This is a genomic window from Gilvimarinus japonicus (assembly GCF_042847215.1).
GTDB lineage: Bacteria > Pseudomonadota > Gammaproteobacteria > Pseudomonadales > Cellvibrionaceae > Gilvimarinus > Gilvimarinus japonicus.
Window position 1 is genome coordinate 2,355,513 of the sequence record NZ_AP031500.1, and the last position, 21,365, is coordinate 2,376,877.

Genomic DNA, 21,365 nt, shown 5'->3' on the forward strand with positions numbered 1-21,365 from the left:
ATGAGTGAGCTAAACACGCCACCAACCGCTGCGGTAAACCTCAAAAAAGCCGAACGGGTCGCGCTTATTCAGCAAACACTGGATGAGCTCTACCCCACTACGCCTATCCCGCTGGATCACTTTGACGCCTATAGCTTACTGATCGCGGTGTTGCTATCCGCCCAGTGTACCGACGCGCGGGTCAATCAAATTACCCCGGCACTGTGGCAACTGGCCGACAACCCACACGACATGGCAAAAGTGCCTATCGAGGAGATCAAAGCGGTGATTCGCCCCTGTGGTCTATCGCCGCAAAAGTCCAAAGCCATTTCGGTATTGTCCCAAAGGCTCGTGGATGAATTCGACGGCCAAGTGCCCGCCGATATGGCCGCGTTAGAAACCCTGCCCGGAGTAGGCCACAAAACTGCCAGTGTGGTTATGAGCCAAGCGTTTGGGGTGCCTGCGTTTCCGGTCGACACCCACATACACCGCTTAGCGCAGCGCTGGGGGCTAACCAACGGCAAAAATGTGGTGCAAACTGAGAAAGACTTAAAACGTTTATTCCCCAAAGAGAGCTGGAATAAGCTGCACTTGCAAATTATCTACTACGGCCGCGAACACTGCAGCGCACGCGGCTGTAACGGTTTAGTGTGCGGGATTTGCCGCGCCTGTTACCCAGCGCGTAAACACCCAAAGCAAGTGCAAAAGCCCTAAACCCAAACAGATTTGTTATTATGGCCGCTTTTGCGCGGAGCGAGCGATGCAGCCAACCCTATACGGCATTAAAAACTGCGACACGGTGAAAAAAGCGCGGCAATGGTTAGCGACAAACGTGCCCGATTACCAATTTCACGACTTCCGCAGCGACGGCCTCAGTGAGGCAAAAGTGCTGCAATGGATTGATGCCCTGGGGATCGATGCCCTTATCAATAAGCGCTCCACCACGTGGAAGAGCTTTAGCGAGGACGACAAAACTCGTATTTTTGACCTCAACCAAGCTCCGGCATTAATAGTCGCCAACCCGACCATCATTAAACGGCCCGTATTAGAAGCCGAAGGCACGACTCAGGTAGGCTTTAAAGCCGAACAATACGCTGCCGTTTTTAGCTAACACAACATTTTACGACTTTTGATAACCGCAAAACAGGATTACACATGAGCAAACTCTACAGCCTCGGCCTCGGTGTCGGCACCCAAAACCAAAAAGGCGAATGGCTTGAGGTGTTTTACCCTGCACCACTGCTTAACCCCAGCGACGCCACAGCACAGGCCATTAGCCAAACAGTAGGTTATGAAGACGGCAATCAGGCGTTAGCGTTAAACAAGCAACAGGCCGCTGAGCTCGCAAAAGCACTCAGCGCGGCCGGTGATGCCGAGCAAGCTGCCATTGCCGAGTCTCTTGCCAGCAGTGAGCGTCCGCTGGTCGCCACGTTACTCGCCGCCGACGAAGCGCCCACCAGCGTACCCGAGGGTTATTTAAAGCTGCACTTGTTGTCGCACCGTTTAGTAAAACCTCACGGCACCAACCTCACCGGTTTGTTTGGCGTGCTGGCCAATGTCGCCTGGACCAATCAAGGCGCCATCGATTTGGCTGAGCTCCCCGCGCGACAGTTACAAGCGCGCCTTAACGGCGAGCTTTTGGACGTAGCATGCGTGGATAAATTCCCCAAAATGACCAACTATGTGGTGCCGGCCGGCGTGCGTATCGCCCACACTGCGCGCGTGCGCTTAGGCGCCTACCTGGGCGAAGGCACCACCATCATGCACGAAGGTTTTGTTAACTTTAACGCCGGCACCGATGGTCCCGGTATGATTGAAGGCCGTATCTCGGCGGGTGTATTTGTCGGGGCGGGTTCTGACTTGGGCGGCGGCAGCTCAACCATGGGCACCTTGTCGGGTGGCGGCAATATCGTTATCAGCCTGGGCAAAGAGTGCCTGCTGGGCGCCAACGCTGGCACCGGCATTCCACTGGGCGATCGCTGTACAGTTGAGTCCGGCTTGTACATCACCGCCGGCACTAAAGTTGCCGTACTTGACGACAGCGGCAAGGAAGTGGATGTTGCCAAAGCGCGCGACTTAGCCGGCAAATCCGATTTACTTTTCCGTCGCAACTCTATGTCCGGTCGTATTGAATGTTTAACCAACAAATCTAGCGTGCAGTTAAACGAAGAGTTACACGTTAACGCCTAAATCGACACCCTGACAAAAACCATGTCAGGGTAGCGCGCACGAAAAAGCCAGGGCTATGCCCCGGCTTTTTCGTGCGCTTAATGTTGCGAGTAACGCCTAACTACGGCGCGGCAACTTCAGCCAAATTAACCTCAAACGGATAGCGCTCAGTCGTCAATGAATCAGCCAGCTCCAACTCAAGCGTATCGGGACGATCGTTAAGCGCAAGTACAATCCCCGCCTCGCCAAACATATTACGCATTTTTGCGGGATCGCTCACCAGCTCACCATTACGCTTAGCGCGCACGGCGACCACACGACTCACATTGCCGTTAAAACTCAATATAACTTCACGCGGATTAAACTCGGTAACTTGCAGACTTAAGCCTTCATCTTGCCAGGTTGCACCAATCTCAAATGCAAACTCTTCAACATGAGAAGCGTCGGGCACATTGAGTAGCAACTCCCCTTGTATGCGCTCGGGTGAGGTCACTTTGGTGTCACGATCACGGAACGTCGCATCGCCTTTAATCCAGGGTTTTTGCTCGTCGGGTTGATACTCACCGTTCATCCAATAGCCACCGTCGTGTACAAACGGAAAGTACACCGTGTTAGCCAACGCTTGCGGTTCACTGTTGGCAAACTCTAACGCTGTTAAACGCACCGCCCCTGCCCCCAGTGCGCCCACTAATGGCACACCGTTGGACAGATACGCACTAAAGCTAATGTTCATACCAAAGCGGTCATCAAACTCCAAACTTTGAAAAGCGAGCGTTGCCGGGCCCGCAACCGTCTCTAACACCGGCTTTTGCCAACTGTAGGTGACTGACGGGGGTTGCGTCGCTTTTAAGGCTTTTTGGACTGCATCGGGATCTGCAAGCGGTAACGCTTTTGCACCAAACAAACTATTGTTAACGGCTGGCCAGACCGTATTAATACTAACGGGATAACGCTTCACCTCGGCGTTTTTGGCGATTACCACCTCAATACGATCGACCTCTCCGTGATAATCGACCGATGCGGTTTTACCACTGCCAATAAGCGTGCCGCCCCACATTGCGCTACCGGATGACAAGGCTTTGCCGTCTTTATTTAACGCCGCCACATGCAATAAATTATCGACCTCGCCACTATAACGATACTGCAGCGCGTGTTTACCAGCGTCCATAAAGCGCACCATCAAGCCGTTGCGTTCGATGACCTGCCCCGCAAGCGGCTGCTGTAACACAATCTTCTCGATGGCGTTTACTTGTCGATAATCGATATACCCCTTCACTTCGGCAACATCACTGGCGCTTACGCCCGTATCGAGCGCGATCGCTTTACTTCCCTGAGTCGAGGTATAGGTCACTTGCTCACCATCCACAAAAGCGGTCGACGTCATACTTGAGCCAATTTCTGAGGGCGCCAGGTTTTTATCCTCACCACACTCAACGGTTGGCAGTAGCGACTGCCCCTGCGCATCCAGCACATCGACTAACGTCATGCTTGCCGCTGAGCCTCGGGTGGGTGCATTAGGTAAGTTATACGCGAGTGTTTTTAGGGCGATCTCCAGCTGTTGTTGATCGTTGAGGGTTAGCGACTCTACCGCAATGGCAAAAGGGCCCGTCTCCGCCGTCGGTGTAAAAAAGCTATTGTGAAAGTCGCTATAGCTTGCGTAGGGCTTAACCTCGGCGCTAGCCACATTGGTAAACACGGGCGGATTTGATTCTAATTGCTCCTCGGTGGGCGCCTCGCCCGGTGACGATAACATTCCCGAGAAAATAGAACTGACCCAACGGCTCACATCGCGCTGCAGGTGACGATCAAAAAAGACCGTTGCGCCCACGCTATCGTCACTGCGGGTAACCTCAAGGCGATCATACAGCCCAGCAACCTCGGGCCAGTTTTTTTTAGCCTCAGCACGCCACTCGGCAATACGCTCGTCAAAAGCTTGATAGCTGTTGTTAATAAATTCGGCATCCTGACTAAACACCTGGGTGCGCAACTCAACCCCGGGGGGCACCGCCACCGGCTCTAAATCAAGATATAAACCCTCGGCGGGCTGCGCCGCAGCACCCACACTTTTTAGCATCATGCCACTCATGCCACCGGCGGCCTCGCCAATGTTTTCGGGAATAAACACCGCCAGTGAGGCCAACTGATTGGCACTCACCTCTTGCCAGCGCTGTAGCGATTGGCTGGCCGGGGCTTTTTGCTCAAGGCGCATTTGCAGTTGCTCAACGCTGGCCGGATCACCCACGATGATACGGTCAGCGCCGATCACCGCCCGCATCGTGGTGCCAGCATCGCAGGCGTTAGCGCGGGAGGTACGAAACATTAGCCCCTCTTCCGACTCACTCTCAATGGTGTAGCGCTCGCCCAGCCAGCTTTTAACCTTGTCCGGTGAAAACACCCCCGACAGCACTATCACCGCGCCGGTATGCTTTGCACTGTGGGTACCCGCAAGCCACATATGCGCGATCTGCTTACGCACATCAATACCTGCGCGGGCCAACGATTGCCAAAAATCGTCATCCCCGGATACCGGTGAGGGCAAATCGGCCTGAGTCCCCGCCAACCCCTCCAGCTGTACGGCTCGTGCGACATCCACATGGGCCAGCGCGTAAGTATCGGGCGAAGCCAGTGCCTCGGCCCACCGCTGTTGCTGATCATCCAGCTGAGCGCCCTGCCACAAGGGTCGGCTAATCCATAGCACAAACACCGTCAAAGCAATGGCCACCAGTACCAGCGCACCCAGCAGCACATACACTTTGTTACGTCGCCGAATACCCGGGCTGCGGCTCGCCTCAGATGCTAACGTGGGCTCTTCAGCAACCGCCCCCGTCACGGCGCTATCGTTGGCGTCGGCGGCGTTTTCGTCAAGCGACTCGTCGACCGCAATACCCGGCTCGACCGCCGCGGGCTTAGGTGAGTGCCCTGCCGCGACTGATTCATCATCTGGCGCTGTGTCGGCCGGCTCTTGATCTCCGGCTGACACCATTAACACCGCGCCGGCGTTGGCAAAGGCTTTACGCCATTTGTAGGCCTCCTCGTCGGTCGCGACTTTCTTAACAACCACCGCTTTACCGCTAAACAGCATACGGCGTATCTGCGTTTCATCGCGCTTAAGCAGCTTGGCCAGCTGACTTATAACCTGGCTGCGCTCAAAGCCAGTAATCACATCGCCCGCAAAGACTAGTTTTATCATGAGATTCTCATCTGCCTCCCTGTTGGTAGACTTACTGTCCCCTATCAAATGCGTCAAATCAAGCGCCATTAACGCCACCCTACCGGGACGCGTCTGTGGCGCTCTACTTGTGCCGCCAAACCCGTTATAATTGCGCCCTTTCGACCGAAAGCGCGCCCCAAAGATGGCGCCCAGCAATGATCAAAGGCAGTGACATCCATGGATAAAACCTATCAGCCCCAAGCCATCGAGCAAAGTTGGTATCAAACTTGGGAAGAGCGCGGCTACTTTAAACCCCAAGGCGGGGATAACGCCTACAGTATTATGATTCCGCCGCCCAATGTCACTGGCAACTTGCACATGGGCCACGGTTTTAACAACGCCGTGATGGATGCCATGATTCGCTATCACCGCATGCGCGGTGACGACACTTTGTGGCAAATGGGTACCGACCACGCCGGTATCGCCACGCAAATGGTAGTCGAGCGGCAACTGGCCGCCGAAGGCGTTAGCCGCCACGATCTGGGTCGCGAAAAATTCTTGGAGAAAGTCTGGCAGTGGAAAGAGCAATCCGGGGGCAATATCACCCGGCAGCTGCGCCGGCTTGGCTCGTCACTCGATTGGTCTCGCGAGCGCTTTACCATGGACGATGGCTTGTCCGATGCTGTTAAAGAAGCATTTGTACGCCTATACGACGACGGCCTGATCTACCGCGGCAAACGTTTGGTTAACTGGGACCCAAAACTGCACACTGCCATCTCGGATGTTGAAGTCGAAAATCACGATGAAAAAGGTTTTATGTGGCACCTGCGCTACCCGCTCGCCGATGGCGCCACCACCGCCGAAGGCAAAGGCTATTTGGTGGTTGCCACAACGCGCCCCGAAACGATGCTGGGCGATACCGCCGTTGCCGTGCACCCCGAAGACGAGCGCTATGCGTCGTTAATTGGTAAAGAGATTGAGCTACCGCTAGTAGGCCGCCGCATTCCGATCGTGGCCGATGATTATGTCGAGCGAGAATTCGGCACCGGCTGCGTCAAGATTACCCCGGCACACGACTTTAACGACTACGAGGTCGGCAAGCGCCACGGCATGGCACTGATCAACGTATTGGACGAAAGCGCCGCGATTCTTGCTGCCGCCCAAGTCTTTAACATGGATGGCAGCAGCAACGATCAAGTGGACACCACTCTGCCCACCGCTTACGCAGGCATGGACCGCTATGTGGCGCGCAAGCAAATCGTCGCCGACTTAGAAGCTGCTGGTCTACTGGAAAAAATAGACGATCACGCTCTTAAGGTACCGCGCGGCGATCGTTCGGGCGTGGTAATTGAGCCCTGGCTGACCGATCAGTGGTACGTTAGCACTAAGCCTTTGGCCGAGCCCGCTATTAAAGCGGTCGAAGATGGCGACATTCAGTTTGTGCCCAAACAGTACGAAAACATGTACTTCTCGTGGATGCGCGACATTCAAGATTGGTGTATCTCTCGTCAGCTATGGTGGGGTCACCGCATTCCCGCCTGGTACGACGAAACCGGCAAAGTCTACGTCGGCCGCGATGAAGCCGAAGTGCGCAGCAAACACCAATTAGCCGAGTCAGTCGTGCTTAAGCAAGATAACGACGTACTGGACACTTGGTTTAGCTCTGGGCTCTGGACCTTCTCGACCTTGGGCTGGCCCGAGCAAACGGAATTTTTGAAAAAATTCCACCCCACCGATCTGCTGGTAACGGGCTTTGACATTATTTTCTTCTGGGTTGCCCGGATGATTATGATGACCATGCACTTGGTTAAAGACGAGCACGACAAAGCGCAAGTGCCATTTAAAACCGTGTACGTCCACGGTTTGGTGCGCGACTCTCAGGGCCAGAAGATGAGCAAATCCAAGGGCAATGTTTTAGACCCACTGGATATCATCGACGGCATTGATTTAGATACCTTGGTACAAAAGCGCACTACCGGCTTAATGCGGCCAAAAGACGCCGCCAAAATCGAAAAACAGACCCGCAAAGAGTTTCCCGATGGTATTGAGTCGTTCGGCACCGACGCGTTGCGCATGACGTTTTGCTCACTAGCATCAACCGGCCGCGATATTAAATTCGATATGGGCCGGGTAGAAGGCTACCGCAACTTTTGCAACAAAATGTGGAACGCCACCCGTTACGTGCTAATGAACACCGAAGGCGAGGACTGCGATCAAGACAACAGCGGCAACTTTGAACTGTCACTGGCCGACCGCTGGATTACCAGTCGTTTGCAACAAGCCGAGCAAGCCGTTACAGAGGCATTAGACAGCTACCGTTTAGACCTTGCCACTCAGGCGTTCTACGAGTTTTTTTGGAACGAATACTGCGACTGGTATTTAGAATTATCCAAACCGATTTTATGGGACGAGAACGCCAGTGACGCGCAGAAAAAAGGCACCCGCCGCACCTTGATTCGCGTGCTAGAGGCTACCTTACGCCTAGCGCACCCACTGATCCCGTTTATTACCGAAGAGATTTGGCAGCGTATTAAGCCCCTAACCGGCGCCACCGGCGAGACCATCATGCTGGCCGCCTACCCCGCTGCCGACAACGATAAAGTCGACCCATCGGCGAGCGCCGATATCGAGTGGTTAAAAGGCGTGATTGTGGGTATTCGGACCATTCGCGGCGAGATGAATATCGCCCCCGGCAAGCACATCCCCCTGTTTATGCAGCACGGCAGCGACAACGATCAACGTTTGCTAGACAACAACCGCCAATACCTGCAAAAGCTCGCCAACCTAGAATCTATCGAGTGGCTCGCAACTGACGCCGAGGCCCCCGCATCGGCCACCGCATTGGTGGGTAAACTGGAAATTTTGGTGCCCATGGCCGGCTTGATTGACGTGGACGCCGAGCGCGCACGGCTAAACAAAGAGATCGATCGCCTGGCGAAAGATCACGAGCGCACCGCTGGCAAACTGCAAAACCCTAAATTTGTCGACAAAGCCCCCGCAGAGGTCGTAGCCAAAGAGCAGCAAAAGCTCGAAGACATTGACGCCTCGTTGGCCACTTTACGCGAGCAGCTGGAAACACTCGCGAAACTCTAAAAGGTAGCGGTTTTACACCTGACATCACCGGATAGATCAGCGATCCGGTGATGTCTTCCCCCAAAAAGATCCCCCCAAACCCCATCGCAAACGTTTCGTCCGGCGTCAAATCTCCGGCAATATTTCGGTGACGGCAGATACTTCATCCGCTAACGCCATAATACCGATAAAGAATAAGAAAAAGATGCTTATATACCATCCGGAAATAACTGAATGTTTAGATTTGCGCCAAAACCATAACAAATTGATTAGTGAAAGATATTTCCAGAAGCGCAAAGCAGTGGCAGAATAGCCCCACAGAAATGTGAACCGGGTCACACTGTTGCAACAAGAACAACAGCCCACCCTCGTAAAAGGCGGTCACAGGGACCGCGTTATCGACCTTACCATGATGGATACTGTTATGAAAAAAGCTCTTATTGCCGCTAGTCTGCTAACCGTTTTTGCCGCTGCCAGCACTCAAGCGTGCGACAAGCCACAAAACCGCCCTGCGATCCCGGATCCAACGACAGCGGTAACCGCACAAATGGTTAAAACCAACAACGAAGTAAAAGCTTACGTGCGCGCCACCGAATCTTACTTAAGCTGCGCCAAGCTTAGCTCAAATGAATTGCGCAGTGCCGAAACCGAACTCAAGGACTACGCCGAAGAGTTCAACAAAACGATTCGTACATTTAAGCAATTAAACAGCTAAGCGCGACACTGGCGATACGCATCGATAAAAGCCCCTTCATTGGGGCTTTTTTTATGTAAACATCACTGTGCTTAACCCTCTGAGTTTTTACCCCCTCGCCTGAAGCGATAAAACCGGCCCGAAAATAAGGCCGGCCTCATTAACACACTAGCACCCTGGCCTAAGGCGCAGCAGGACCTACATCGCTTGCCGTTAGCTTTGTCGGCGCACTGATGCTAGGCGCGCCAGAAAGCACCGCCACTTCAGAAGAGCTAAGTGAGCCGCCACCAACGGTCGCGGCAGCGCCTGTGGCGTATGCCCGGTTGCCAGACCAGGTGTTAGATGAATCATTGGCGTAATTGTTAAACAAAATACCCTCGCTGCCCACCACAAGATTATTATCAACGCTAATGTTGTAAGGCATATTGCCGTAGTTATCGCTACCGATGTGAATACCACCACCTACACTATCAACAATGGTGTTGTCGTATACCGAAAGGTTACTTGGCGTCTCATGGCTATCGGCGCCGGTACTGTCAGAGGTATCACCGGAGTCAATCAGGATCGGGCGGCGCCAGCTAATACCGGTCAGGCCTTCCATGTAGTTGTCGTAAATCAGGTGACCAGAACCGTATACACGAATACCACCGGTTTGATAGTTATCATCATCCCAGTTCGCGCTCGCGCCTTCACCATAAAAGTAGTTGCCGTACGCCTCGTTATCGGAGCCTAAACGGAACGACAGCGAACCCATAGAGTTTTTAAAAGTGTTGTAGCGAAATATATTATTTGAAGTTTTAACGGTGATAATTTCATTCTCACCGTCACAGTTTTCAAACAGGTTATATTCCACAACGTTGTTAGTCACTACGTCTTGCGAATCCGCGATACCCATCGCCATAACTTCTCGATCCGAATCACCGGTGGGTGTGGTGCCATCGGGAACATAGGGATAAATATCTTTAAAGTGGTTGCGGTAAACATGCAAATGCTTTGTCATAAGCGGGTCATCAAACTGGGTTTTGATGTAACTGCCGGTCAGCTTGTAACCTTCGGAGGTAAACATTTGGTTTTTACCGCGAAATTCGTTGTAGCCGATCGAGATGTATTCGCTGGCTTGGGTAGTAACAATCGCGGTTTGACTGTTCATCACATCGGTGTGGTCAAAGGTATTACGCAAAACCTGAATATTGGTGGAGTTAACAATTTTCAGGTAAGTGCTTTCGTCGTTAGGTCCAAACACAAAACCTTGCACAATGATGTTATTGCTGTTGTCGATCGTAGCATTAGTCAGGGTAGTACCACCAATCGATGCCGCACGAATCAGCACCGGCGAATTAAAGCTCAGGTTTTTAAGAGACATTTCACCCGAGCCGGTAACGATAATCTCGTCGCCACCGGAGGCACCTGCCAGCACATCGGCAACATCGTCAGGCGATGCGGTATAAGTGTTACCACCCCCTTCCCAAGGCGCCGACGAGCTCGACGAGGAGCTATTGTCAACAGAAGAAGAGCTGCTGGATGACGATGCCGTGCTAGAGCTAGAAGACGAACTGCTTGTCTCATCAGCGTCTGCACTCACACTCATTTCCGTTAGCGAATTCCAATCGTTTGCACTATTACCGTAGCCGACATAACGGACATAACGTGCATCTGTCTCTGAGACAGTAAACGATTCCAGAGACGTGCCAAAACCCGAGCTGGTGGCGCCGGAGATAAGCGTATCCCAATCTGAGCCATCGGTACTGACTTGAATATCAAACGATGAAGTACGTTGGTCACCTTTATAGAACGCGATATTGACACTGCCAACTTGTTGCACACGGCCTAAATCCAACTGCAACCACTCGCCGCTGCCATTAGCCGACCAGCGAGTATCTAGGTCGTTATCCAATACATTGCTGGCGACGTTGCCATCATCAGAGCTTGCCGAGGCCCCCACTGATCCCGCAGAACTACTACTAGAAGATTGACTGGATGAGCTACTGCTAATCTCTGAACTGTTAATATCGACTTCGGTAATGCTGTTCCAACTATTGGATGTATTGCCATAACCGACGATTCTTACGTAGCTCGCCTCAGAATCTTCCACATCAATGTTCTGCTGCGTCGCGGTACTCGCTACCTGATCGCCGTAGAACACGCTTTCCCAACTACTGGCATCGGTTGAGGTTTGAATATCAATAGTTGAGGTGCGCTGATCGCCCTTATAGAACGCGACATCAAGCGATTCGACGTTAACAACAGAGCCTAAGTCAAACTGTATCCACTGACCATCCCCGTCCGCGGACCAACGGGTAGAAAAGTCATTATCGAGGGTATTATCCGGTGTATTTCCGTCGTTATCAGAAGCACTTACTGCCACAGGCTCAGCGGCAAAACTAACGGCGAAATGGGAAACCGCCAAAAGTGCCGCCAACAACGTTAATTTTCCAGGCACGCGAATATATTTATTCATGGACATAATCTCCTACTGTGTTTTTATAAGTATTGCCGCAACTACATACGAGCACACCACAAAGGTTTTCACTCGTATCCGGCACTAAGAAACCACTGACTGCGAAAAAGAAACGACAAAGCCACAGTTTGTGATCGTGCGTGAGCTTGATTTATTAGTTTTTTCAAGTCAGCTTAACTGTGCGCCCAAGCGTGTCAGGCAGCGAACTCTCGCACAACGCGATTGCTCGCACGGCGTAACCAAAGAATTCAGGCGAGATCACCACGCTTAATTAGCTTTAACCCACCACTTGGTCGCCTTATTTGATAAGCACACTCTAAGCGCAACCGCGCTGCGCTTACCAAATAGTGAGCTGACAGTAGCGCAACACACACCAATTTGTAAACCGAATTAACTACCAATTTTGTGACGCAGGACGACTAAATAAAACATTTGATAAAAGGTGTCGTCAGAAACCTCTAAAAATACTGAATAAGACGAAAAATTAGGCGGTTCAGCGGCATTTTGGTTACCAATTTAGCAACCTGTTAATTAAGTTTGACAGCGCTCGACAAAACACAGCCTCAGAGTTTCGACACGCGGCAAACACCACCCCGAGCCGAAGAGAACTTAAAGCCTCTAACCGACCTCCTGAGGCCTTTCTGGCACACGTGGTCCCGCCACCGTGCTGCGAGGAGCGATACAGGCAGGAGCCGCTGCCAGGGGCAACAAGCAGCTCTCCAACCTTTAGACATAAAAAAGCCGCCGGTGCTATTCAGCGTCCGGCGGCTTTTACTGTATGGCGGAGAGGGAGGGATAAACCAAAGCGCACTCCATGCGCTTTGCCCTGCAGGCTCCCACTGGTCGGTTCCCATTGCTCCCGGCAATGGGTCGAACCCTCTTATTGGGTTCGAACGCCTCCCGTTGACCTTTAGTGCATAAAAAAGCCGCCGGTGCTATTTCAGCGTCCGGCGGCTTTTACTGTATGGCGGAGAGGGAGGGATAAACCAAAGCGCACGCCATGCGCTTTGCCCTGCGGGCTCCCGCTGGTCGGTTCCCATTGCTCCCGGCAATGGGTCGAACCCTCTTATTGGGTTCGAACGCCTCCCGTTGACCTTTAGTGCATAAAAAAGCCGTCGGTGCTATTTCAGCGTCCGGCGGCTTTTACTGTATGGCGGAGAGGGAGGGATAAACCAAAGCGCACTCCATGCGCTTTGCCCTGCGGGCTCCCGCTGGTCGGTTCCCATTGCTCCCGGCAATGGGTCGAACCCTCTTATTGGGTTCGAACTCCTCCCGTTGACCTTTAGTGCATAAAAAAGCCGCCGGTGCTATTCAGCGTCCGGCGGCTTTTACTGTATGGCGGAGAGGGAGGGATTCGAACCCTCGATACCGATCAAGGTATACTCCCTTAGCAGGGGAGCGCCTTCGGCCACTCGGCCACCTCTCCGTGTCAATTAAGCGTAAACACACGCTTCTGGCTTCGCTCAACTGGGGCGGCATAATACCATATTCCACAGAAATTCAAAGGGTTGTGAGTCATCGCAGGCAAAAAAAGTGCTCTTCTGGTGATGATTCAAGCGGCTTGAATAAAATTGATACAACCCATAAAAAAACGGCAACTTAAAAGTTGCCGTTTATCGGACATACTATATGTCGCCGGAGGACACTATGCTAAGCCGTCTTCCTGATTTTGCTTTTCGCGCTGAATGCGCTGATAAATTTCCTCGCGATGTACCGCGATATCTTTTGGCGCGTTGACACCAATGCGGACTTGGTTGCCTTTTACACCCAGTACAGTGACAGTGACTTCATCACCAACCATCAAGGTTTCGCCAATACGGCGGGTCAAAATCAACATAACCTACTCCTTATTTCCATCCTGTTCTGCGGCCGGATTCCTCTCTCCACTGCCGCCATAAGTTAACCCCCGCTTGCGTACCTAATGCCATATTGCAGGTCCGAACTTTAATGTCCGTTACTGACAGTATTGACCATTTTTCGCAAAAAGGGGAGTTGCCCCCAAAAAGGTTTTCTCAAACCCCAAACATCCGTCTTTTGTGGTGCAGGCTTACGCACAGAACAGAAGCTGTGTTACGCCTGTACCGCTTCGGCGTCCAAGCCGAAGGCGCTGTGCAAACTGCGCACAGCCAACTCGAGATACTTTTCACTAATAATCACGGTGATCTTGATTTCAGAAGTCGTGATCATCTGGATATTAATGCCCTCTTCTGCCAGAGCTGTAAACATGGTTGAGGCAACACCGGCGTGCGAACGCATACCAACCCCAACAATAGATATTTTGGCGATCGCATCATCGCTGATGACCTCACGTGCACCTATATCTTTAGCTACGTCGGCAAGCACCGCTACGGTTTTGTGCATATCAGCTTTGTTCACCGTAAAGGTCAAGTCTGTGGTGTTGTCGGCCGCCACATTTTGGACAATCACATCAACTTCAATGTTGGCTTTGCCAACCGGCGCCAATATTTTAGACGCAACCCCCGGGGTATCGGGAATGCCCGCCAAGGTAACTTTTGCTTCATCGCGGTTAAAGGCGATACCAGAGACAACAGGTTGTTCCATAGTGTTCTCATCCTCATCGAGGGTAATCAAGGTTCCCGGCCCGTCTTTAAAACTAGACAAAACCCGCAGCGGGACGTTGTACTTGCCGGCAAACTCCACTGAGCGAATCTGCAAGACTTTAGAGCCTTGACTCGCCATTTCCAGCATTTCTTCGAACGTAATTTTTTCCAGTCGTCGCGCTTTTTCAACCACGCGCGGATCGGTGGTGTAAACGCCGTCAACGTCGGTATAAATTTGGCATTCATCAGCTTTTAACGCCGCCGCCAAAGCGACACCTGTGGTGTCCGAGCCGCCGCGACCTAGCGTCGTAATATTGCCTTGCTCGTCCACACCCTGAAAACCGGCCACCACCACTACCCGGCCCGCGGCCAGATCCGCGCGCATATTGCCATCGTCAATCGACTGAATACGCGCTTTGGTGTGGGAGTTGTCGGTTAAAATCTTAACTTGTGTACCGGTATAAGAACGCGCATCCCAGCCACGCTTTTTAAGCGCCATACACAGCAGAGCAATTGTGACTTGCTCGCCAGTCGAGACCAACACGTCCATTTCCCGGGGGTCGGGGGCTGGCTGGATCGCATTTGCCAACGCAATCAAACGGTTTGTCTCACCACTCATGGCCGACACCACAATCACCATATCGTGACCGTCGGCGCGAAACCCAGCAATTTTGTCAGCCACCGCCTCAATTCGCTCTACGGTGCCTACCGAGGTACCACCGTATTTCTGTACCAATAAGCTCATTCCCGGCCTATTCCTCATATTTCTCGGTTAATTAACACCGTTCGCGACAGGCTTGCGCAAAAGGCGGCAATTAAACACCAAACTAAGACAGTTGTTAATCAGTTTGTTGCACTGTTATACAATTATTTACACTCAAAGTGCGCCCTTCACCCAGTCGGCAACAGACGCTAACGCGCCATCCAGTGCCGCTGTGTCAGTACCGCCACCTTGCGCCATGTCTGGGCGGCCACCGCCCTTACCACCGACCATTGCGGCAACGTGACGCATCAAATCCCCGGCCTTAATACGTGTGGTAACGTCTTTACTGACGCCCGCGACCAGAGCAATCTTGCCCTCTTCCACACAGGCCAATAAAACCACTGACGAGCCGAGCTTGTTTTTCATTTGATCGACACTGTCACGCAGGGATTTAGCATCCGCACCTTCCAGTTTTACCGCGAGCACCTTAATGCCTTCGACCTCGGTGGCCTCGGCAACTAAGTCGCGGCTGCCCGCGGTTGCCAGCTTGGTCTTTAAGCCCGCTAGATCTTTCTCCAGTTTGCGGTTTTGCAGCGCAAGCTGTTCGAGCTTATCCACCAGATTCTCGGGGCTGGCCTTAATAATGCTGGCGGCGTGTTGCAGACGCTCATCAAGCTGATCGAATAACGCCAGTGCGGTACGGCCAGTAACGGCCTCCAGCCGACGTACACCAGAGGCGATGCCCGACTCGCTCGTAATACGCATCAGGCCAATATCCCCGGTACGAGCCACGTGGGTTCCGCCACACAACTCGACCGAAAAACCATCACCCATGGTCAGTACACGAACTTCACTACCGTACTTCTCGCCAAACAGTGCCATAGCGCCACGCTCTTTGGCGGTTTCCATATCACAAAGCTCAGTTTTAACCGCTGTATTGGCACGAATCTGATCGTTAACCAGGGCTTCAATCGCCTTCAGCTCAGCGGGTGTGACACCTTCAAAATGCGAAAAATCGAACCGCAAGCGCTCGGAGTCAACCAGCGAGCCTTTTTGCGTCACGTGCTCTCCTAATAGGGTACGCAGCGCCGCGTGTAATAGATGCGTTGCCGAGTGATTCAATGCGGTTGCGGTACGGACATCGGCGTTCACCTGGCCCTGCAGCACATCGTCAGGTGTGATTTCACCGTGTAACACCCGGCCAATATGTAAAAAATTACCACCCTGTTTAATACAATCGCGGACCTCAAAGCGCACGCTACCGGCCTCAAGATAACCACTATCGCCCGCCTGTCCACCGGACTCGGCGTAAAACGGGGTTTGATCGAGCACTAACGCAACGTTATCGCCGGCAATCGCGCGCTCTACCGTCGCCCCGTCACGCAAGACGGCCAGCACTCGGCTGTCACCGGCCAGCTCGGTATAACCGGTAAACTCGGTAGCCGGCAAGTCGAGCGCGGCTTGGGTGTAATCAACTTTAAATTGCCCGGCGGCCCGTGCCCGCTCGCGCTGCTGGGTCATCGCGCTTTCATAGCCGTCTTGGTCGATTGTCAGGTTGCGCTCGCGGGCAATATCAGCGGTCAAGTCAACGGGGAAGCCGTAGGTGTCGTAAAGGGTAAACACAACATCGCCGGGGATTTCAGTTCCGTTAAGCTCCGCCAAGGCAGACTCTAAAACTGTCATGCCTTTATCGAGGGTCTTAGCAAACTGCTCTTCTTCGGCCAGCAGGACTTTGGCTATTTGCGCCTCGCGCTCGATTAACTCCGGGTAGGCATCTCCCATGACCTCGGCCAATGCGGCAACCAGCGAGTAAAAGAATGCGCCCTCTTGGCCCAACTGGTGACCATGACGCACCGCGCGGCGAATAATGCGGCGCAACACATAGCCGCGACCTTCATTAGACGGTAAAACACCGTCGCTAATTAAAAAGCTACTTGAGCGGATGTGATCGGCGATCACACGCAAGGATTTATTTTCCAAATCCTGCGATCCGGTGGCTTTAGCGGCGGCTTTTAACAGATGCTGAAACAGGTCAATCTCGTAATTAGTGTGCACTCCCTGCATCACGGCGGCGATACGCTCTAACCCCATACCGGTATCGATTGAAGGGTTTGGTAGCGGTCTGAGCTCGCCATCGGTTTGGCGCTCGTACTGCATAAACACCAAGTTCCAAATTTCGATGTAACGGTCCAGGTCGTCGTTTTCACTGCCTGGAGGGCCGCCGGGCACATCGGCACCATGATCGTAAAATATTTCAGAGCTGGGGCCGCAGGGCCCGGTATCGCCCATTTGCCAAAAGTTATCTTCATCCAAACGCGAAAAACGCTCGGCGCTCACGCCGACTTCTTTTAGCCAAATATCCGCCGCCTCATCATCCGAGATATGCACTGTAATCCACAGACGCTCTTCGGGCAGCTTAAGGACACCCGTCAAAAACTCCCACGCATAATGAATGGCATCGCGCTTAAAATAGTCGCCAAAGCTAAAGTTGCCGAGCATTTCAAAAAAAGTATGGTGGCGCGCGGTATAGCCGACGTTTTCTAAATCATTGTGTTTGCCACCGGCACGCACACAACGCTGCGAGCTGGTCGCGCGGCTGTAATGACGTGGATCTGAGCCGAGAAAAACGTCTTTAAACTGCACCATCCCGGCATTGGTAAACAGCAAGGTCGGGTCATTGCCCGGCACTAAAGAGCTGCTAGGGACGATGGTGTGCTGCTTTGATTCAAAGTAGTGTAAAAAGGCGTCGCGAATTTCAGCGCTTTTCATAGGGTATCCGTCGGTTCAAGTCGTTGTTGTGCAGTATTCGTAATTGTGGTGCGATTTCGCCGGTATCAGCGGTGTTTGTGTTGCTGTTTTTCTTCGTCAGAAAGGCGCCTTGCCTCACTTTCTAGCATGACCGGAATACCGTCCCGAACAGGGTATGCCAGCCCGGAGCTCCAGCAAACTAATTCATTTTTATCGGCTTGATAGTCCAGTTCAGCTTTGCTCACCGGACACACCAATATACTGAGTAGCTTTTTGTCGATCATTTTGTTACCTAGCCTCTGCCTTACCCTGTGGGTGGCGGCAAAAATCAGTAATGTGTGGGGGCGCTATATTACACTGCCGTGACGCCGCTGTCTTCACGGCGAACCGGCAGCATCTGGAGCCGGCATTGGCCCCACAAGTGTGGTTGGATCGACTCGCTGGTTGAGCCAGTTCATCCGCCAATCTAAGTGCGGGCCAGTGGCTCGACCAGTGGCCCCGACGTGGGCTATCACATCGCCCTGCTCGACCCGTTGGCCAACCGCTACAACAACCTTAGATAAGTGGATAAAGGTCGACGACAATCCGTGCCCGTGATCAATTATCAAGGTGCCGCCAGAGAAAAACAGATCCGGCTCAGCTAACGTCACCTTACCCGCTGCCGGCGCACTTACCGGTGTACCCGTCGGCGCGGCAATATCGACCCCGTAGTGAGGGCGACGCGGCTCACCGTTATAAACTCGTTGCGAGCCGTATACCCCAGTAATGGGGCCAGTCAGCGGCCATTTAAAGTCCTGCGTAAAATCAGTTGCCACACCGCGCTCTTGCCGCGCCTGCCATACTTTAGCGGCCTCTTTACGAGAGCGCTCTTGCTGCGCGGCCGACGGCGTAACGGTTTTTTGCGGCACTCCTTCAATTTTTTGAATTTGATACTCTTTTGGCGCAACTTTGTAGGTCGTCTTTCTCACCTCGCCGTCTGGCAGCACTAGCGTGAGTTGGGCGCTAGCGGCGGCATCGCGCCCCAAACCAAACACAAACTCGCCCGCTTCCCCGACCATCACAGCGGTGTCATCAAGTTGCAGCTGGGCACCAACCGGCACACGGCCGCGCAACACGGCACCCTGCTGCCACATCCCGTCCAACTCAATAGGATTACCAGGCGAGCTCGCCTGCGCGGTGCAGCACAGCGCCAGCCCCAGCGCTAAAATCAATGTTTTCATATATCCTCCGGGTGCAGTATTGCGTTTGTGATGTTACACCATCTACGCTGTCGCGCTTTGCATCAGAGCAAAAAAAACGGCAGCCGAAGCTGCCGTTTTGTTGCTCTAAAGATTCCGCGGGTCATTCACCGACTTTAAGAATCTTCATCGCATTTGTACCGCCGAGCTGATCGGTATCACCACCGGTGATAATAACCATATCGCCATCCGCCAAAACACCATTATCTTTCAGGATATTCATGGCACGCACGTAATCGGCACTAGAAGGCGCACTTACGCTTTCAAACGGCACCGGACGCACACCGCGATACAAGGCAACGCGACGCTGCGTGGCAATATGACGCGAAAATGCAAAAATTGGCAGCTGTGACCCGACCCGAGACATCAAGCGAGGCGTGGTGCCAGACTCGGTCAACGCGATAATAGCCTTCACACCCGGCAAGTGGTTTGCCGTGTACATGGCCGCCAAGGCAATAGACTCATCGATGGTGCCAAACGATTCATTTAAACGGTAAGAATCGTAGCTCGCCTGCGGGTGCTGTTCAGCCCCCACAATAACGCGAGCCATCGCCTCTACCGTTTCAACCGGAAAGTTACCAGCCGCGGTTTCGGCAGAGAGCATCACCGCATCCGTACCATCCAGTACCGCGTTAGCCACATCGAACACTTCGGCGCGAGTTGGCAAAGGGCTGTTAATCATCGACTCCATCATCTGAGTCGCGGTAATAACCACTTTATTCTGCGCGCGCGAGCGGGCAATAATGCGTTTTTGCACACCAATCAGTGCCGCATCGCCAATCTCGACACCCAAATCACCTCGGGCAACCATCACCGCGTCACTGGCGGCAATAATTTCATCCAGTATCTTGTCATCAGCCACGGCTTCTGCGCGCTCGATTTTAGACACCAAACCCGCTTTGCCGCCAGCTTCTTCCAACAGCTTGCGCGCGGTGTTCATATCATCGGCGCTGCGCGGGAAGGATACCGCAAGATAATCAACATCGATCTCGGCGGCGGTTTTGATATCGGCAAAGTCTTTTTCCGTCAAAGCCGGAGCGGTTAAGCCACCGCCTTGACGGTTAATACCTTTATTGTTCGACAAAGGTCCGGCAACACTGGTAGTGCAAAAAACCTTAGTACCTTCAATCTTGTCGACGTCCAAAACCACACGACCGTCATCCAACAACAATTTATCGCCGGCGACACAATCGTTTGGCAGCTCTTTGTAGTCGATACCAACGCTTTCTTGAGTGCCGGCATCGCGTTCAAGCGAAGCATCCAAAACAAACTTATCGCCAATTGCCAAGCGAATCGGACCATTGGCAAAGCGAGCGATGCGGATTTTAGGCCCTTGCAGGTCACCCAGTACCGCAACGTAACGGTTGTGCTTGCTGGCCAAGCGGCGCACGGCTTCCGCACGCCCTTTGTGATCTTCCGGAGAACCGTGAGAGAAATTTAACCTCACCACGTTGACTCCGGCAAGAATCAGCTTCTCTAGTACTTCTTCCGACTCTGACGCTGGCCCCAGTGTACTGACGATTTTTGTACGGCGTAACATAGTATCTCTCGCTTATTTAGCGTTCATCAGTGCAATGGTGTTATCCAGCATGCGGTTGGAGAAGCCCCACTCGTTGTCATACCAAGACATAATTTTAACCCAGCGAGTGCCCATCACTTTGGTCTGCTTAGAGTCAAAGTTGGATGACGCGGGGATGTGGTTAAAATCGATAGAAACCAACGGCTCATCGTTATACACCAACACGCCAGGCATCTCGTTTTCCGCGGCTTCTTTCATGGCCGCGTTAACATCCTCAACGGTCACGTCAGTTTTTACCAGTACATTCAAGTCAACCAAGGACACATTGATGGTAGGAACACGCACGGACATACCGTCCAATTTGCCATCCAGTTCTGGCAACACCAAGCCCACAGCGCGCGCCGCGCCAGTAGAGGTCGGGATCATAGATTGCGTGGCAGAGCGAGCACGGTAGATGTCTTTGTGGAACACATCGCTCAAGTGCTGGTCGTTGGTGTAAGCGTGGATAGTGGTCATTGAGCCCTGCTCAATGCCAAACTTATCGTTCAATACTTTCGCCACCGGCGCCAAGCAGTTAGTGGTACAAGAGGCGTTAGAGATAATCTCGTCGGTCGCCTTTAAGATGCTGTCGTTTACGCCGTACACAACGGTGGCATCAACATCGGTACCAGGGGCAGAGATAATAACTTTTTTCGCGCCGGCTTCCAGGTGCGATTTAGCTTTCTCTCGGCTGGTAAAGATACCGGTACACTCGTAAACCACATCCACATTAAGCTTGCCCCAAGGCAAGTCAGCTGGATTACGTTCGGCGGTAATTTGAATCTCATCGCCGTTAACGACCATTTTGTCGCCATCAACGTGGACTTCACCAGGAAAACGACCATGAACAGAGTCGTATTTGGTCAGATGTGCATTCAGCTCGGCATCACCCAAATCATTCACTGCAACCACTTGAATCCGATCGCGATAACCAGACTCGTACAACGCCCGCAGTACATTGCGACCAATGCGCCCGTAACCATTAATAGCCACTCGAATTGTCATTTATGCCTCTCCTATAAATTTTACCCGCT

General features: G+C 52.8%; 14 protein-coding genes and 1 tRNA gene. 5 read left to right on the forward strand and 10 right to left on the reverse strand.

Annotated elements, in window-relative coordinates; all coding sequences use genetic code 11:
* The 3 genes from nth to dapD are packed head-to-tail and all read left to right on the forward strand — an operon-like array spanning position 1 to position 2,169.
* Positions 1-693, forward strand: coding sequence for an endonuclease III (gene nth, locus ACGHAD_RS10070; protein WP_382415273.1), 693 nt, complete (start codon positions 1-3; stop codon positions 691-693).
* A gap of 46 nt (positions 694-739) precedes the next feature.
* Positions 740-1,090 carry an ArsC family reductase gene (locus ACGHAD_RS10075; RefSeq protein WP_339614987.1) on the forward strand — a complete coding sequence of 117 codons (351 nt, stop codon included), beginning with the start codon at positions 740-742 and terminating at the stop codon, positions 1,088-1,090.
* A gap of 44 nt (positions 1,091-1,134) precedes the next feature.
* Positions 1,135-2,169, forward strand: a complete 1,035-nt coding sequence (gene dapD, locus ACGHAD_RS10080) for a 2,3,4,5-tetrahydropyridine-2,6-dicarboxylate N-succinyltransferase (protein ID WP_382415271.1) — start codon at positions 1,135-1,137, stop codon at positions 2,167-2,169.
* A 100-nt stretch (positions 2,170-2,269) separates the two neighbouring features.
* Here the strand turns inward: dapD and ACGHAD_RS10085 are convergent, their stop codons facing one another.
* Positions 2,270-5,338, reverse strand: coding sequence for a hypothetical protein (locus tag ACGHAD_RS10085; RefSeq protein ID WP_382415269.1), 3,069 nt, complete (start codon positions 5,336-5,338; stop codon positions 2,270-2,272).
* Positions 5,339-5,536: 198 nt separating this feature from the next.
* Between ACGHAD_RS10085 and ACGHAD_RS10090 the strand changes: the two genes are divergently transcribed.
* Both ACGHAD_RS10090 and ACGHAD_RS10095 read left to right on the forward strand, forming a co-directional pair.
* A complete protein-coding gene (locus ACGHAD_RS10090) occupies positions 5,537-8,392 on the forward strand; it encodes a valine--tRNA ligase (RefSeq protein WP_382415265.1) in 2,856 nt (951 codons plus the stop codon).
* Between the two features lie 403 nt (positions 8,393-8,795).
* Positions 8,796-9,086, forward strand: a complete 291-nt coding sequence (locus ACGHAD_RS10095) for a hypothetical protein (protein ID WP_339614983.1) — start codon at positions 8,796-8,798, stop codon at positions 9,084-9,086.
* A 160-nt stretch (positions 9,087-9,246) separates the two neighbouring features.
* Here ACGHAD_RS10095 and ACGHAD_RS10100 read toward each other — a convergent pair whose 3' ends face one another.
* The 9 genes from ACGHAD_RS10100 to gap all read right to left on the reverse strand — a co-directional run bounded on the left by ACGHAD_RS10100 (position 9,247) and on the right by gap (position 21,336).
* A complete protein-coding gene (locus ACGHAD_RS10100) occupies positions 9,247-11,523 on the reverse strand; it encodes a discoidin domain-containing protein (protein WP_382415263.1) in 2,277 nt (758 codons plus the stop codon).
* Positions 11,524-12,859: 1,336 nt separating this feature from the next.
* A tRNA-Ser gene (locus ACGHAD_RS10105) sits at positions 12,860-12,949 on the reverse strand.
* Positions 12,950-13,168: 219 nt separating this feature from the next.
* Positions 13,169-13,360 (reverse strand): carbon storage regulator CsrA, encoded by a 192-nt coding sequence (gene csrA / locus ACGHAD_RS10110; protein WP_339614981.1) that lies wholly within the window; start codon positions 13,358-13,360, stop codon positions 13,169-13,171.
* 233 nt (positions 13,361-13,593) lie between these two features.
* Entirely contained in the window at positions 13,594-14,829 is a 1,236-nt protein-coding gene (locus tag ACGHAD_RS10115) for an aspartate kinase (RefSeq protein WP_339614980.1), read from the reverse strand.
* Positions 14,830-14,961: 132 nt separating this feature from the next.
* Entirely contained in the window at positions 14,962-17,556 is a 2,595-nt protein-coding gene (gene alaS, locus ACGHAD_RS10120) for an alanine--tRNA ligase (protein ID WP_382415260.1), read from the reverse strand.
* A gap of 65 nt (positions 17,557-17,621) precedes the next feature.
* Positions 17,622-17,819, reverse strand: a complete 198-nt coding sequence (locus ACGHAD_RS10125; RefSeq protein WP_339614978.1) for a Trm112 family protein — start codon at positions 17,817-17,819, stop codon at positions 17,622-17,624.
* A gap of 93 nt (positions 17,820-17,912) precedes the next feature.
* On the reverse strand, positions 17,913-18,755 hold the full coding sequence (locus tag ACGHAD_RS10130; protein WP_382415258.1) for a M23 family metallopeptidase: 843 nt from the start codon (positions 18,753-18,755) through the stop codon (positions 17,913-17,915).
* 121 nt (positions 18,756-18,876) lie between these two features.
* Positions 18,877-20,313: a pyruvate kinase gene (gene pyk, locus ACGHAD_RS10135; RefSeq protein WP_339614976.1), complete on the reverse strand. Its 1,437-nt coding sequence runs from the start codon at positions 20,311-20,313 to the stop codon at positions 18,877-18,879.
* A 12-nt stretch (positions 20,314-20,325) separates the two neighbouring features.
* Positions 20,326-21,336 carry a type I glyceraldehyde-3-phosphate dehydrogenase gene (gene gap, locus ACGHAD_RS10140; protein ID WP_339614975.1) on the reverse strand — a complete coding sequence of 337 codons (1,011 nt, stop codon included), beginning with the start codon at positions 21,334-21,336 and terminating at the stop codon, positions 20,326-20,328.
* Between the last annotated feature and the right edge of the window lie 29 nt (positions 21,337-21,365).